Source organism: Streptomyces sp. NPDC033180 (genome assembly GCF_055577645.1).
In genome coordinates this window covers 132,192-146,468 of record NZ_JBVIPU010000002.1, presented here as the reverse complement: position 1 = coordinate 146,468, position 14,277 = coordinate 132,192, and the positions used below count along the sequence as shown (strand labels likewise).

Genomic DNA, 14,277 nt, shown 5'->3' with positions numbered 1-14,277 from the left:
CACCCCGCCCCTGGCCCTTGGACGACTGCCGTGCTGGGGCGGGGCGCTGGAGCCGCGTATTACTCAGGCATTCGACTTACTCTGGCATTCGACGCGGCAACCGACGGCCAAGCGGGTCGCTCGATCACTGCTCCACGTTCCGCGCCAGAATCCCGAGGGTCGCGCGCAGTCCTGCCTCAGGGATGACCGGGAAGATGCCGGCCTCGCGGTACCGTTCCTCGATCTCGCTCCAGTCGTAGTACGACGTAACCAGCGTGCCGCCCTCGTCGGCCTTGAGCCGATAGCCGTAGAGGTGCCGGATGGGAGGCTGGATCTGGCCGGAGATGGTCCATTCGATCAGGGAATCCTGCTCGAACCGAGTGATGATCACCGTGACGTCGTACTTGCCCAACGGGTAGTCGTTCAACGCCTCACGGTCCATGTGGACGACAAACTCGTCGCCGGCCCCGCGCACGGCCTCGCCCTCCGCGGACTGCAGCATGCCTGAGCTGTCGATCATCACGTGCCCGGCAGGGTCACACAACAACGCGAAGATCTTCTCCGGGGGCGCGGCTATCTGACGCTGCACTTCAAAGCGTTCTGTCGTCATGCGGGCCACCCTCGCACGATCACGTAACCGAGGACCAGCGGAAGCGGTCGAAGCGGTCGGTCCCTGGACGACGCGGATTCACCGGGCGACTGATTCGACGTCACCCATGGCGATCACCGGGGTCATCTTGGGGTCGAGCCATTTCAGGAGTTCGGTCATCTTCTTACGCGGTAGTGCCACACATGCCTGTGTCGGGCCACCGTGATCCATGTGGACGAAGATGCCTCCACCGGCTTCGGGCCCCAGTGGCCGCGCGAGGTCTCTGGGCGGGGAGCCGGGCTGTCGGTTGTAGTTGATGGCCACTACATGGTCAAAGGCACCTTCGAGAGACTGCCCCAGGAAGCCGACGCCATCCTCGTCGTAGACGGGGGACTGGTCGTAAGGCAGCTTGGAACCTGGGTCGGGCAGAAGGCCGCCGGCGTCGGTGAGGCCGAACACTCCTACCGGAGTGGCCCGATCGCTTGCAGTGTGGTGAGCGGTCCAGCCGCGTTGACCGTTGCGAGCCGGCCACGGCTCGAAGACTCTGCGCCATCCGGTCATGGCCTCGCGCTCGAACAAGTGGACCGTCGCGTAGCTGGAGTCCGGGGCGTCTCCCGTCACCAGGACTACCTGCTTGGCGCCCAGACGGTCCACGTCCTTCTGCATCCGCGGACCGAGTTGGGGGATGGAGATGGCCCGGTTCGGCGGCGGGATTTTGCTCTCAGCATGGTGCGGCGGCGCATTGTTGCCCGACCGGCTGTCGGCTGGAGCTTTCTCGTCGCCGCATCCGCTGAGGGAAACCATGCAGAGGAGCAAGGGGACGATCAGTCGGGGCAGCGTAGTTCTGAGCACTCCCGCATTATCTTTCAATTCTATTACTTTGCACGGAAGCCGAGAGCGTGTCGAGGTGAAGCTGGCTTTACGGCGGTCTGTTGCTGGTGGCTCTTTTGGCTCTTGAGTGGTTCTCCAGGGGTGTGGGCCAGGGTGGGGTGGTCGGTGTCGGTTACTTGGGAGGGAGTGTCGTGGTGACGGTTGTGGAGGGTGAAGAGTCTCGGGTGGCGTTGGTGACGGGTGGGACGCGGGGCATCGGTCGTGCGGTGGTCGATGTGTTGGGTCAGGCGGGTGTTCGGGTGTTTCTCACCGCGCGGAGTGACGGGGATGTCGCGGCGGTGGTGAAGGAGTTGTCGGAGGCGGGAGTGGTGGCGGATGGAATGGCTGCTGACGTGCGGTCGGGTGTCGATGTGGCGGGGTGTGTGGCGTCGGCGGTGGAGCGGTTCGGGCCGATTGACATTCTGGTCAACAACGCGGGTCGGAGTGGCGGGGGGGTGACGGCGCAGGTGTCGGATGAGTTGTGGAATGACGTGATGGAAACGAATTTGACGAGTGTTTTCCGGGTGACGCGTGAGGTGCTTACCGCGGGGGGGATGGAGGAGAGGTCGACGGGGCGGATTATCAATATTGCTTCGACGGGAGGGAAGCAGGGGGTGGTGTTGGGAGCGCCGTACAGCGCTTCGAAGCATGCGGTGGTGGGTTTCACGAAGTCGCTGGGGCTGGAGCTGGCGAAGAGCGGGATCACGGTCAATGCCGTGTGTCCCGGTTATGTGGAGACTCCCATGGCCCAGTCGGTGCGGGAGGGGTACGCGGGCCACTGGGGGATCGCGGAGGAGGAAGTGCTCAGGCGGTTCGAGGCGAAGATCCCGCTGGGCCGTTACACCGCTCCGGAGGAGGTGGCGGCTCTGGTCGGCTATCTCGCCAGCCCGGCTGCCGCACCGATCACCGCTCAGGCCATCAACGTCTGTGGCGGTCTGGGCAATTACTGATGCGTCCGCGCGGTGTGTTCCCGCGCGGGGCTCTGCACGGAGCCCGGATGGCCAGGCCGGGCCAGGCCCCGGGGCCGGGCCGGTGCGGTGCGTACCGGTGGGTGTGTGAGGGACTTGCGCGCCCGCCCGGCCCGTTCAGTTCGTTGAGTCTGTTGAGTTCGACCGGAGGAGAGCGGGATTTGTTATGGCAGTGACGCATCATGCTCGGCACTCGATCATCGTTGATGCTCCGGCGCGCACGGTGTACGCGATGATCGCGGAGGCCGCTGACTGGCCGCGTGTTTTTCCTCCGTCGGTTCATGTGGAGCAGACGCCACTGGATGGTGGTGAGGAGGTGTTGCGGGTCTGGGCCGTGGCCAATGGTGAGGTCAAGTCCTGGCAGTCCCGGCGCCGATTGGATCCACTGGGGCTGACGGTGGGTTTCCGGCAGGAGAGGACGACGGCTCCGGCGACGTCGATGGGGGGCCGGTGGCAGGTTCGCCCGTTGTCGGAGAGTCGGTGCGAGGTGGTGCTGGTTCACGAGTTCACGGCGGTGGATGACGCTGCGGAGAACGTGGAGTGGATCAACCGGGCGCTGGATGGCAACAGCGAGGCCGAGCTGGGCCGGTTGAAGGCGACCGCGGAGTCGGCGGGGCGGTTGGGGGAGTTGTTGTGCAGCTTTGAGGACCGGGTGCCCATCGAGGCACCGAGGGCCGAGGTGCATGCGTTCTTGTGGCGTGGTGAGCAGTGGCAGGAGAGGCTTCCGCACGTGGCCCGGGTGAAGTTGACGGAGCCTGAGGCGGATATCCAGGTCCTGGAGATGGACACGCTGGCCAAGGACGGCTCCCGGCACACCACCGAGTCGGTGCGCGTGAACCTCGGTGATTCCCGGATCGTCTACAAGCAGTTGCGTGTGCCGCCGTTGCTCACGGCGCATGTGGGGGCCTGGCTGCTGGAGGAGTCGGAGGGTGTGACGACGGCGGTGGCACGCCACACCGTGGTCATCGATCCGTCCTCGCTCGCGGTCCTGGGGCCAGAGACCACGGTGGCCGGTGCGCGGGCGTTCGTCCGGGACGCGCTGGGCACCAACAGCCTGGCGACGCTGCGTCATGCCAAGGAATTCACCGAGCGCAGTTCCGTGCGCTGATCACGGTGCCAGGAGCCAGGAGCCAGGAGCCAGGAGCGAGGAGCAAGGAGCCAGCTGCCCGGCACACCTCAGCGCACCCTGGCCTGCCCGGCCGGGGTGCGCTCGAGAGGTGCTTGCTGTTCAAGCGTGGCAGGTCAAGGGGCGGCCGCCGTTGAACTGTGCCATCTCCTCGAAGATGGGGGCCGAGCGGATCTCGGTGCCGTGTGTCAGGGGTGACTCCTCGGCGTAGGCGCGGTGGAGGTTGGCCACCAGGCGTTCGGTGTCGCGGAGTTGGGCGTGGGCGCCGAGGTCGGTGCCCAGCGCCGTCTGCAGGGGGGTGAGTTCGGCGGCCAGGCCGGCCCGGGCGATCTGGCGCACCCACAGCAGGTACTCGCGGGTGGCATCGAGCACTTCGGGGCCGGCGACGGGCCCGTGCCCGCCCACGATGATGGCGGGGTCGAGGTCGCGCAGCCGTGTGATCGCCTTGAGGGTGCCGCTCAGCGAGCCCATGAGGACGAAGGGGGTGCAGCCGGGGAGCAGGACGTCTCCGGCGAACAGGATGCGCTGCTGGGGGAGCCAGACCACGATGTCGCTGGTGGTGTGTGCGGGGCCGACGTGTATCAACTCGGCGGTCAGGGCGCCGACGTGGAGCGTGGCCTGCTCGCGGAAGGTGAGAGTGGGCAGTGCGAGGCGGATGTCGCCCCACTGGGTGGCCGGCCAGACCTCCCGCATCGCCAGGCCGCGCCGGGCCATTTCTGCCCGGGTGCTCTGGTGGGACACCACGGTGGCGTGCGGGGCGAGCACCGAGTTGCCGAAGTGGTGGTCGCCGTGGTGGTGGGTGGTGATGAGGGTGCGCACCTCCAGCGGGGTGCGCGAGGCGATGGCCGCGCGCAGGGCACGGGCCCGCCGTTCGGTGGCGGCGCTGTCCACCACGGCCACCGCGTCGTCGCCGATCAGTACGCCGGCGTTGTTCAGGCACCAGCCGCCGTCCGGCTGGATGTAGGCGTGGACGCCCGGGGCGAGCTCTTCCAGACGAGCGGGGGCCGGCGCGAGCGGGGCGTCGGGGTGGGGCGGGGCCGGCGGATGAGTCATCGGGGTTTCCTTCCCGGGACGAAGGCGGGTGCGCTGCGCGCGGTCCTCACGATCTGCCGTCCCGCTGGAGGGGCGCAGGTGGGGCGGTGGCCGCGCGGAGGAGGAGCGGCGCGGGCCACAGGCCCACTGGGTGGAACACCTTGCACCGCAGATCACTGCGGGACATACTGTTCCGTAGTTGTGGGGCAGTCTGTTCCGTAACTTGGCGGGGCGGCCCACCCCACATACCCGCACACCCCTGTACGCCCGCCCCCCGACCCGGTACATCGCAATCCCTGCGCATTCCCTGGCATTCATGTCCATCTGCGTACGTTCTTCTTCCCTTCCCGCTCATCAACTGGAGAGCTCTGGTGTCCGAACGATCCCTGGGGCAGGCCCACGAGGCCGGGCCCGCTGCACCGCAAGCCGGCACGGCGGCGGGTTCTGGTTCCCGCAAGGGGCTGGCGCTGGCTGCCATCGCGGTCGCCCAGCTGATGGTGGTCCTCGATGTCTCGATCGTGAACGTGGCGTTGCCCTCCATCCAGGGGGCGTTGGACTTCTCCGCGACGAACCTGGAGTGGGTGGTCAACGCCTATGCGCTCGCCTTTGGTGGGCTGTTGTTGCTGGGCGGGCGGATCGCGGATCTGTTCGGCCAGCGCCGTACGTTCCTGTGGGGTATCGCCCTGCTGACGGTGGCCTCGCTGCTCGGCGGGGTGGCGACCAACCAGGGCTGGCTGATTGCCGCCCGGGCGGTGCAGGGCATGGCCGGAGCTCTGGTTGCTCCCGCCGCGCTGGCGCTGATCGCCGGCACGTTCTCGGAGGGCGGCGAACGCAACAGGGCCATGGGCATCTATGCGGCCATGGGCGGTGCGGGCGGCGCGCTGGGCAACGTACTGGGCGGTGTCTTTACCGACGCGCTCAGCTGGCGCTGGGTGCTGTTTGTCAACGTGCCCATCGGCATCCTGCTGTTGCTGGCCGCGTTCAGGGCCTTTCCCGCCGAGCATGTCAGCGCAGGCGGCCGGCGGCTGGATCTGCCGGGCGCGGTCACCTCGACGATCGGCATGTCCCTCGTGGTGTACGGGCTGATCCACGCGGCCACCGACGACTGGGGCAGCGCGGGCACGCTCACCCCGCTCGCCGTCGGCGCCGCACTGCTGGCCCTTTTCGTCGTCATCGAAGTCCGCAGTGCCTCTCCGCTCATGCCACTGAGCATCTTTGGCAACCGCAACCGGTCCGGCGCGTACGCGATCATGCTGACACTGGGCGCCGGCATGATCGTTCTCTTCTACTTCCTCACCCTGTTCATGCAGATCGTGCTCGGCTTCAGCCCGCTCAGGACCGGCTTCGCCTTCCTGCCGTTCGCGGTGGGCGCGGCCGTCTTCGCGACGATCAGCAGCCAGGTGGTGGGGCGGGTGGGGCCGCGGGTCCTGCTCGGCGCGGGGACGCTGCTGGCGGCCGTCGCCTTCTTCTGGTTCTCGCGGCTCAGCCCGGAGGGCAGCTACGGCGGCGATCTGCTGGGCCCGTTGGTATTGTCCGGCTGCAGTGTGGGCCTGTGCTTCGTGCCGCTGACCCTGGCGGCGGTGGCGGGGGTGAGCACGGCCCGGGCCGGTGTCTCCTCCGCCCTGCTCAACGCCGGACAGCAGGTCGGTGCGGCGCTGGGTCTCGCGGCCCTGGGGACGGTCGCGGTCACCGTCACCAAGGACCGGCTCACGGAGCTGATGGGCCGCGCCGCCGCCGAGTCGGCCGAGGGATATGGGCCCGCGGACGCGGCGCACATGCCGCCCCAGGTCCGCAAAGCGGTGTTCGACGCGCTCGCGCAGGGCTACGGCACTGCGTTCCTGGTGGCCGGCTTCATCCTGCTCGGCGCGTTCGTCCTGGCCCTCTGGGTGATCCGGGTCTCCTCCGAGGACGCGGAGAACGCCGGGAGGGGCGTGGTGATCTGAGCCGTCCGGATACTCGCCGAGCCCTAGCACCGCATGCCGTACCCGACCAGAGGAGCCCGCAGTGAACGCCCGAGCCCAGAGCGGCAGTGCACCCCCCGTCGACCTGACGATGATGTACGCGATCCACCGTGCCTTCCGGCGGGATCTGCGGCTGCTGGCGGCGGTCCAGCACGATGACGCCGCCGCCTTCCGCCGGGGATGGCGGCTCTTCAGGACCTACCTGACGATCCACCATGTCGCCGAGGACCAGGCGCTGTGGCCCGTCCTGCGCGCCAAACTGGCCGGGCGGGACGAGGCGTTGGGGATGCTGCAGGCCATGGAGGTCGAGCACGCCCAGCTCGACGGGGTCGTGGGGAAGATCGACGTGGCGCTGCAGGAGGAGGGCGGTGAACGGGCGCTGCCTGAACTCATGGAGGATGTCACCGCCTGTCTGAGCGACCACCTCGACCATGAGGAGGCCCGGGCCCTGCCGCTGCTGGAGAGCGAGCTGACGGCGGCCGAGTGGGGGGCCTTCGTGGCCGAGCAGCGCAGCCAGGTCGGTATCAAGGGCGCGGCGACGTTCTTTCCCTGGCTGCTCGAGGGGGTGCCGGAGACCGAACGGCGCACCGTGCTCGAGCGCGTCCCGCCGCCGCTGCGCCTGGTCTACCGCGCGGTGTGGCGGCCCAGGTACGAGCGCAACTCGCCCTGGAAGGGCATGGCCCTCTCCTGAGGGGGCGCCATGCCAAGACTCCGGTGCCGGACGTGCAATCCCCCGGTGCGTCCGGCACCGGTCCGGCGGCCTTCTTTGCCCGGCAGGAAGCTGCCGGCCCTGGGCGTGCCGACCGCCGTTGGGACAGCGCCCCCGCGACAGGCGGGCAAGGACCGCCCGCCTCGAGCGTGAGCGGCAGCGTCACACCGTGTTTCGCCGCCGTGCGGGGCGCCGCCAGGCCGCGGGCCTTCAGCAGGTCGCGCGTTATGGCGCCGCCGTCTCGTCTCCTGGCCAGGGCGTGGCGACCACCGCCCGGTCCAGCTCGGCCCGGGCGGGAGTGGCAGAGCCTGCCCCACCCCGGCCCGGAACGTACTCGATGCCCAGACCGGGGGCGGGGTCGGCCGGGCACCTCGTCAAGCGCAGCCCGGGGAACTGGAGTTGGCCGGTCTGGGACTGCCTGGACCTGTCGCGTCGTGGGCTGCCTGGACGAGCCTGGGCAAGCGGGGCGGTGGCTTGAGATACCCCGAGGGCGGCCGGTTGGCGGCCCGGCAACGGGCCCGGCGTGAGCAGGCCCAGCGGATCGGGCGAGCAGAGGCCGACCCGCCGCAGGCGGCGCACGCCGGCTTCGTGGGGCCACCGGGACCCGGCCGTCCAAGGGGCCCGGCGGCGCTCGCCGCAGGCTCGTGCAACGAACCGGCCCTCACCTGACGGGCGCAGGCGCGGTGGGGTGAGGGTGCGCGGGCGTCGGGCAGGCGGCGGCACGGTGAGCACGGGTCTGCCAGGTGAGGGCGAGCCGTTGCAGGCGCTCGCTCCTGGGCATGACGGTGTTCTGGGGTCGCCGACCGCCGCAGGGGAGCGCCCCGGGAGGCGTTTCGCGTGGCCCGGCCCGGGGCGCTGCCTCGTGCGCGGGGCCGGCTCAGAGCACCAGCACCGCTTTGCCGTTGACCTGACGTTCGCCGACGCGGCGCAGGGCGGGCTCCGGGTCCGCCCAGTCGCCCACGAGCGCGACCTGCGGGTCCAAGGCGCCCTTGGCGACGAGTTGCAGCAGTACGGCGAGATCGTTGCCGACAGGCCTGCGCGGCATCTCGTCGAACAGGTGGAGATAGCGGATCCGGACACCGGGGCGGGCATGCCCCCAGTCGAAGGGCAGGGACAGCTCGCAGCGCGTGGTGTTGCCGTAACAGACGACGACGCCGCGCGACTGGACCATTTGGTAGGCGCCGCGCAACACCTCGCCGCCGACGCTGTCCACAAGGACGTGCACCGGCTGGGTCGCCCCGGGCCCCGCCTCGTAGGTGGACACGTCGGCGGCGCCCAGTTCGCTCAGGCCCTTCATCCGCTCCGTCGAACCGGCCCAGGCGGCCACCTCGGCCCCGGCGGCCCGGGCCAGTTGAACGACGAAGCGGCCCACACCGCCGCTGGCGCCGGTGACCAGAACCCGGCGGCCCAGCAGGGATCCGGCGTGCCGCAGGGCGTACAGGGCGGTGAGACCGGCCACGGGGATGGCCGCCGCGTCGGTCCACTGGACGCCGTCGGGGAGCGGGGCGAGCCGTGTGGTGGACAGGGCGACGCGCTCGCTCCAGCCGTCCCGCTCGGCCACACCCGCCACCCGGGTGCCGGGCGGTGGCCCGCTGCCGTCGGCCGCCGCGCGGACCACGGTGCCGGCCACGTCGAAGCCCAGCCGCGAGCCCGGTGGCAGCATGCCGAGCAGTGACAGGTCGCCGCGGTTCACAGAGACCGCCCTGACCTCCACGAGGGCCTGGTCGGGGCGTGGTTCGGGCTCGGCAACGGCTACCGGGCGCACCCCGGTGCCGCCGTCTGCGGGAGTGGTGAGTGCTTGCACGTGGCTGTCGCCTCCGGGCTGTCGTCGTGAGAGATACGAGGAAGAAGAGAGGAAGAAGGGAGAAGCAGGGGGCTATCGGGCGGAGAGGAGTCCGGGGAGAGCACGATCACCAGCGCACGCCGCCGTCGACCGGCAGCACCGCGCCGTTCACGTAACTGCTCTCCGGGGAGGCCAGGAACACGGCGGCGCGGGCGACTTCGGCTCCCGTGCCCGCCCGGCCGGTGGCCAAGGTGCCCTGCAGCCGAGGCCAGATCGTCTCGTTGGCGATCAGCTCCCGGCCCTGGCCCTCGTCGGTGAAGCCGGGGGAGAGGCAGTTCACCGTGATCCCCTGCGGCGCCAGCTCCAGCGCGCAGACCTCCGTCAACCGCTCGACGGCTGCCTTGGAGGCGCAGTACGCGGCGGCGCCGGGCATGGCACGCCGCCCGAGCAGCGAGGACATGGTGATGATCCGGCCCGCCTCGGCGTCCCGGAGGTAGGGCACAGCCGCCCTGACCGTGTGGAACACACCCGTCAGGTTGGTGCCGATCACTGTGTCCCAGTGCTCGTCGGAAAGCGCCGACACCGGACCCGGCCTGCTCACCCCGGCGTTGGCGACCACGATGTGCGGACCGCCGTACCGTTCGTGGGCCGTACGCATCAGGTCGGCGATCGACTGGGGCACCGTGACGTCGGCCTTGACGTGGACGATCCGGCCACCCCGGTCGGGGGCGTCGGGCTGTACGTCCCTGGCCGCGGCGACCACGATGGCACCCTCGTCGGCCAGCGCCTGAGCGACGGCCCTGCCCAGACCGCGTGTTCCGCCGGTGACCACGGCGGTCCTGCCCTGCAACTGCATTGCTCCTCCTGTGTTCCGGTCGGGAAGCAGAGTCCGCGCAGACGCGCCCGCGAAGAAGAAGAGTCCGCGAAGACGCGCCCGCGGAGTACGGGAGCACGATGCTGCTCCGCCGCGCTGGCGAGGCGAGGGAGACCGGCTGGAGACGCGCGCGACCGGTCCCGGTGACGGCCCGCTCCCCAGCGCCGCTGGATTCAGGTGCCAGGGGCCCCGGCGAGACTCGGGCTCCGCCCGGACCGAACGCCGTGGTGCGAATGCGGTGGCCCCAATGCCGTGTTCCGAACGCCGTAGCCGGGGCGGGCTCCCTGCCGACTACTGACCGCCGGCCGCCGACCGCTGAAGGAGAAAGTCCGTGCCCGTTCCCGTGCAGCGCGACCCCGAACAGACCCGACTGGCGCTGGCCGACTGGCTCACGGCCCGTTGGCAGCCCCGAACGGGCCAGCTGAAGGTCGGCCCGGTCCGGGTGCCCGGCGCCGCCGGATTCTCGGGAGAGATCCTGCTGTGCGACGCCGAGTGGACCGAGGGGGGCACGGCCCGCCGCGAACCCCTGGCCGTCCGGGTGGCTCCCACCGGGCACCGCGTTCACCCCGACGACCGCTGGACGGAGCAGGTCAGGCTCCTTGAGGCCCTCAACGGCACGGACGTCCCCGTGGCCCCCCTCCTCGGGCACGAGCCCGGCTCTTCCGTGCTCGGTGCGCCGTTCCTGGTGATGCGCCGGATCGAGGGCGAGGTGCCCGCGGACTTCCCCTCGTACCACCGTGAGGGATGGCTGGCCGAGCTGTCGCCGCACAGCCGTCGCGCCGTCTGGCTCGGCGGTGTCGAGATGCTCGCCGCGATCCACCGGCTCGACCCGGTCGCGCTCGGCCTCGGCTTCCTCGACCGGCCGCAGTACGGCACCGGCCACCTCACGCAGCAACTCGCCGAGTACACCCACCTCCTGCCGTTCTACGGCGCGGACGACAACCGGGCCGCGACGACGGCCCTGACGTGGCTGCACGACAACCAACCCGAGGAGACGGGCCGGCCCGGCCTGTTGTGGGGCGACGCCAGGCTCGGCAACATCATCTACGCCGGGGAGACACCGGCGGCCGTACTGGACTGGGAGATGGCCGCGCTGGGCAGGCCCGAGTCGGACCTGGCCTGGTTCCTGCACCTGGACCGGCACCTGAGCGAGGGCATCGGCGCGGTCCGGCTCACCGGGCTTCCCGACCGTGCCGAGACGGTGCGCCATTACGAGCGGCTCACCGGGCGCGTCGTGCAACACCTGGAGTACTACGAGGTCTTCGCCGCGTTCCGGTTCTGCGTGCTCACCGCACGGGTGACCCGGCTGCTCGAGGAGAGCGGCATCATGCCGCCCGGCACCGACTTCCCGCTGCACCGCAACGCGACGCGGCTGCTGGCCCGTGTCCTGGAGGAGGCGGGAGCCCGGTCCGGCGCTACGGTCGCCCACTGACGGCCAGCCGGAGACGCGCGAGACGGGCGGGCGGGGCACACCGCACCAGGTGTGCCCCGCCCGCCCGTCTCCGCGACCGGCCGCCGGAACTACGCGGCGGCCAGTGTCCGGTTGACGGCGGCCAGGAACTCCCGCGGCGTCGCGATGCCGTCGAGGTCGTCGTCGCTCAGCTCGATGCCGTAGTCGCGGGATATCCGCCCGGCGGTCTCCAGCAGGGCGAGGGAGTCGTAACCGAGTTCCGTGAAGTCGGAGTCGAGGATGTCGCCGCTGAGGTCGACCGACTCGTCCTCACCCGCGGACTCCCGCATGATGCGGGTGAGGTCCTCCACGGTCAGTTCGGTCACGGTCGCATGGGTGTCGCTCATGAGATGTCCTTTCGGTGAGCGGAAGGGGTGAGAGGGGGCACGCCCTGTACAAGGGAACGCGCCGCGTTTTGCGTCAGGCGTCCCGTCGTACGACGGCGGCGGCGTTGAACCCGCCCCGCCCGCGCGCCACGACCAGCGCGCAGCGCAGGTCCGCCGCGCGCGGCTCCCCGGTGACGAGGTCGATGGGATGCCCGGAGCCGGGGCCCGACACGTTCGCGGTGTGCGGGATCGTGCCGTCCCGCAGGGCGAGCAGCGCGGTCGCCAGGTCGAGGGAGGCGCCGCCCGCGAAGAGCCTGCCCGTCATGCTCTTGGGCGCGGTCACCGGGACACCGCCAGGACCGAACACCTCACCGAGCGCGCGGGACTCCGCCCGGTCGAGGTCGGGCACACCGGCAGCGTCGGCGAACACCACGTCCACGTCCTCCGCGGCCGTCCCGGCGTCCTGCAGCGCCCGCCGGATCGCACGAACCAACCCCGTGGGCGCCTGGTCGGACGCCGACGGACCGGGGTCGAACGTCGCCGCGTAGCCCGCGACCTCGCCATAGCTCCTGGCGCCGCGCCGCCGCGCGCTCGCGGCGTCCTCCAGGACCAGGAACGCACCGCCCTCGCCCGGCACTTGGCCGTGAGCGTCGTCGGCGAAGGGCAGGAACGCGTGGTCCGCGTCGCTTCCGGAGCTCAACGCACCGGAGCTGAGCTGCCCGGCGAAGCCGAGCGGGCACAGGGCGCCGTCGACGCCGCCGGTGAGCATCGCGGTGGTTCCCTTGCGGATCTGCCGCCGGGCGTTGCCCACCGCGTCGAGGCCGCCGGCCGCGTCGGTGACCACGGTGTTGCTGGAGCCCCGCAGACCGTGCCGAATGGAGATCTGGCCGGTGTTCACGGCGTAGAACCAGGCGAAGGACTGGTACGCGCTGACGAACCGCCCGCCCTTGCTCCACAGGTTCTGCAACTCCCGCTGCCCGAACTCGAAGCCGCCCATCGACGAGGCCGTGGCCACCCCCATGCCGTACGGGGGAAGCTGCTCGGGGTCGAGCGTGCTGTCGCGCAGCGCCTCGTCGGCCGCGTACAGGGAGAGCCGGGTGCCGTGGTCGGTCTGCGGGATGAGCCGGCTCGGGATGTGCTGCTCGGGCTCGAAGCCCGTTACCTCTCCCGCGAGTTGCAGAGGATATCCGGCAGCGTCGTAGCGCGTCGTCGGGGCGATGCCGCTGCGTCCCGCCAGCGTCGCCGCCCAGTACGCCTCCGTACCGATTCCGTTGGGCGCGGCCACGCCGACGCCGGTGACCACGGTGCGCGTCGCGCCGTCGCCGCTCATGCCGCCGCCCGATCGGGCCGGGCCAGCACCACGGCGGTCTGGAAGCCGCCGAAACCGCTGCCGACGCTCAGTACGTTGTCGACCTCGGCCTCCCTGGCCCGTAGCGGTACGTAGTCCAGGTCGCAGACCGGGTCCGGTTCGTGCAGGTTGGCGGTCGGTGGGATGAGGCCGTCACGCATGGCGAGCACGCACGCGACCAGTTCCAGTGCGCCGATCGCGCCGAGGGAGTGCCCGATCATCGACTTCACCGAGCTGACGGGGACGTCGTAGGCGTGCCGCCCAAGTGCCGTCTTGAAAGCGGCGGTCTCGTGGCGGTCGTTCTGCTTGGTGCTCGAACCGTGGGCGTTGACGTAGTCGATCGACTCCGGCGTGAGGCGGGCCTCCGCGAGGGCGTGCGTGATGGCATCGGCCATCTCCGTCCCGTCGGACCGCAGTCCGGTCATGTGGTACGCGTTGCAGCGCGTGCCGACCCCGGCGACCTCCGCGTAGATCCGGGCCCCGCGGCGCCTTGCGTGCTCGAGCTCCTCGAGCACGAGCACGGCGGCCCCTTCGCCCAGGACGAGCCCGTTGCGCGTCGCGTCGAACGGGCGGGAGGCGTGCTCCGGGTCGTCGTTGCGGGGAGTGGTCGCCTTGATGGCGTCGAAGCAGGCCAGGGTGATCGGCGAGATCGGGGCGTCGGTGCCGCCGCTGATCACGACATCCGCGCTGCCCTCGCGAATCAGGTCCGTGGCGTGGCCGATCGCGTCGAGGCCCGACGTGCAGCCGTCCGAGACGAGCGCCACCGGGCCCTGCGCCCCCACGAGCCGCGCCAGTTCGACCGCGATGGAGCTCGGCACGAAGTGGTCGTAGAGGTGGGGTACGGCGTAGCGGTGGTCGACCAGCCAGTCGGCGCCCTCGTTGCTGAGGACGGTGTACTCCCTCTCCATGCTCGTCGTGCAGCCCACGGCATTGCCGAGGGACACGCCGACGGTGGTGGGGTCGTCCGCGGGCAGGTCGAGGCCGCTGTCGGCGACGGCCTCGCGGGCGGCGGCGACGGCGAGCTGGGTGGCCCGGTCCATGCGCCGGACCTCCTGCCTGCCGAGGCCGGCGGCGAAGGGGTCGAAGTCGCATTCGGCGGCGACCCGGGACCGGTAAGGCGCAGGATCGAAGGACGAGATCGTACGCGTGGCCGTGCGGCCGTTCGAGATCAGCTCCCAGTACTCCTTGGCGCCCGGCTTGCCGGGGGCCACTGCACCGATCCCCGTAATGACGATGCGACGCTCCATGACATCCTCACTCAC

The 14,277-nt window shown here is 70.6% G+C and carries 13 protein-coding genes; 5 read left to right on the top strand and 8 right to left on the bottom strand.

Features of this window, described 5'->3' with window-relative positions; translation table 11 throughout:
* Nucleotides 1–124: 124 nt before the first annotated feature.
* Nucleotides 125–589, bottom strand: a complete 465-nt coding sequence (locus ACZ5WE_RS07275; RefSeq protein WP_467685201.1) for an SRPBCC family protein — start codon at nucleotides 587–589, stop codon at nucleotides 125–127.
* 78 nt (nucleotides 590–667) lie between these two features.
* Nucleotides 668–1,372, bottom strand: coding sequence for a L,D-transpeptidase family protein (locus tag ACZ5WE_RS07270; RefSeq protein ID WP_467684914.1), 705 nt, complete (start codon nucleotides 1,370–1,372; stop codon nucleotides 668–670).
* A gap of 230 nt (nucleotides 1,373–1,602) precedes the next feature.
* Here ACZ5WE_RS07270 and ACZ5WE_RS07265 point away from each other — a divergent pair, with 230 nt between their 5' ends.
* Both ACZ5WE_RS07265 and ACZ5WE_RS07260 read left to right on the top strand, forming a co-directional pair.
* On the top strand, nucleotides 1,603–2,388 hold the full coding sequence (locus ACZ5WE_RS07265) for an SDR family NAD(P)-dependent oxidoreductase (RefSeq protein WP_467685203.1): 786 nt from the start codon (nucleotides 1,603–1,605) through the stop codon (nucleotides 2,386–2,388).
* Between the two features lie 184 nt (nucleotides 2,389–2,572).
* Nucleotides 2,573–3,514, top strand: a complete 942-nt coding sequence (locus tag ACZ5WE_RS07260) for an aromatase/cyclase (RefSeq protein WP_467684916.1) — start codon at nucleotides 2,573–2,575, stop codon at nucleotides 3,512–3,514.
* A gap of 120 nt (nucleotides 3,515–3,634) precedes the next feature.
* Here ACZ5WE_RS07260 and ACZ5WE_RS07255 read toward each other — a convergent pair whose 3' ends face one another.
* Nucleotides 3,635–4,585 (bottom strand): MBL fold metallo-hydrolase, encoded by a 951-nt coding sequence (locus ACZ5WE_RS07255; RefSeq protein WP_467684918.1) that lies wholly within the window; start codon nucleotides 4,583–4,585, stop codon nucleotides 3,635–3,637.
* 350 nt (nucleotides 4,586–4,935) lie between these two features.
* Between ACZ5WE_RS07255 and ACZ5WE_RS07250 the strand changes: the two genes are divergently transcribed.
* Together ACZ5WE_RS07250 and ACZ5WE_RS07245 are read left to right on the top strand one after the other, a co-directional pair.
* Nucleotides 4,936–6,507 (top strand): DHA2 family efflux MFS transporter permease subunit, encoded by a 1,572-nt coding sequence (locus ACZ5WE_RS07250; RefSeq protein WP_467684920.1) that lies wholly within the window; start codon nucleotides 4,936–4,938, stop codon nucleotides 6,505–6,507.
* A gap of 61 nt (nucleotides 6,508–6,568) precedes the next feature.
* Nucleotides 6,569–7,216: a hemerythrin domain-containing protein gene (locus ACZ5WE_RS07245; protein ID WP_467684922.1), complete on the top strand. Its 648-nt coding sequence runs from the start codon at nucleotides 6,569–6,571 to the stop codon at nucleotides 7,214–7,216.
* An 895-nt stretch (nucleotides 7,217–8,111) separates the two neighbouring features.
* Here the strand turns inward: ACZ5WE_RS07245 and ACZ5WE_RS07240 are convergent.
* Together ACZ5WE_RS07240 and ACZ5WE_RS07235 are read right to left on the bottom strand one after the other, a co-directional pair.
* Nucleotides 8,112–9,038: a zinc-binding dehydrogenase gene (locus tag ACZ5WE_RS07240; protein WP_467684924.1), complete on the bottom strand. Its 927-nt coding sequence runs from the start codon at nucleotides 9,036–9,038 to the stop codon at nucleotides 8,112–8,114.
* A gap of 106 nt (nucleotides 9,039–9,144) precedes the next feature.
* The gene (locus tag ACZ5WE_RS07235; RefSeq protein ID WP_467684926.1) at nucleotides 9,145–9,873 is read right to left on the bottom strand and encodes an SDR family NAD(P)-dependent oxidoreductase; all 729 of its coding nucleotides are present in this window, start codon (nucleotides 9,871–9,873) and stop codon (nucleotides 9,145–9,147) included.
* Nucleotides 9,874–10,222: 349 nt separating this feature from the next.
* Between ACZ5WE_RS07235 and ACZ5WE_RS07230 the strand changes: the two genes are divergently transcribed.
* A complete protein-coding gene (locus ACZ5WE_RS07230) occupies nucleotides 10,223–11,323 on the top strand; it encodes a phosphotransferase family protein (RefSeq protein WP_467684928.1) in 1,101 nt (366 codons plus the stop codon).
* 89 nt (nucleotides 11,324–11,412) lie between these two features.
* On the opposite strand, the gene ACZ5WE_RS07225 is transcribed toward ACZ5WE_RS07230, so the two are convergent.
* From ACZ5WE_RS07225 to ACZ5WE_RS07215, 3 genes are all read right to left on the bottom strand, one after another.
* A complete protein-coding gene (locus tag ACZ5WE_RS07225) occupies nucleotides 11,413–11,688 on the bottom strand; it encodes an acyl carrier protein (protein WP_467684930.1) in 276 nt (91 codons plus the stop codon).
* 73 nt (nucleotides 11,689–11,761) lie between these two features.
* Nucleotides 11,762–12,997, bottom strand: a complete 1,236-nt coding sequence (locus tag ACZ5WE_RS07220; RefSeq protein ID WP_467684932.1) for a ketosynthase chain-length factor — start codon at nucleotides 12,995–12,997, stop codon at nucleotides 11,762–11,764.
* Nucleotides 12,994–14,262, bottom strand: a complete 1,269-nt coding sequence (locus ACZ5WE_RS07215) for a beta-ketoacyl-[acyl-carrier-protein] synthase family protein (protein ID WP_467684934.1) — start codon at nucleotides 14,260–14,262, stop codon at nucleotides 12,994–12,996. The genes ACZ5WE_RS07220 and ACZ5WE_RS07215 overlap by 4 nt, the downstream gene beginning before the upstream one ends.
* Between the last annotated feature and the right edge of the window lie 15 nt (nucleotides 14,263–14,277).

Coding starts and splice junctions, on each gene's coding strand:
- ACZ5WE_RS07270 (WP_467684914.1), bottom strand. CDS start 1,372: ATGGTTTCCCTCAGCGGATGCGGCGACGAGAAAGCTCCAGCCGACAGC.
- ACZ5WE_RS07275 (WP_467685201.1), bottom strand. CDS start 589: ATGACGACAGAACGCTTTGAAGTGCAGCGTCAGATAGCCGCGCCCCCG.
- ACZ5WE_RS07255 (WP_467684918.1), bottom strand. CDS start 4,585: ATGACTCATCCGCCGGCCCCGCCCCACCCCGACGCCCCGCTCGCGCCG.
- ACZ5WE_RS07235 (WP_467684926.1), bottom strand. CDS start 9,873: ATGCAGTTGCAGGGCAGGACCGCCGTGGTCACCGGCGGAACACGCGGT.
- ACZ5WE_RS07220 (WP_467684932.1), bottom strand. CDS start 12,997: ATGAGCGGCGACGGCGCGACGCGCACCGTGGTCACCGGCGTCGGCGTG.
- ACZ5WE_RS07260 (WP_467684916.1), top strand. CDS start 2,573: ATGGCAGTGACGCATCATGCTCGGCACTCGATCATCGTTGATGCTCCG.
- ACZ5WE_RS07215 (WP_467684934.1), bottom strand. CDS start 14,262: ATGGAGCGTCGCATCGTCATTACGGGGATCGGTGCAGTGGCCCCCGGC.
- ACZ5WE_RS07225 (WP_467684930.1), bottom strand. CDS start 11,688: ATGAGCGACACCCATGCGACCGTGACCGAACTGACCGTGGAGGACCTC.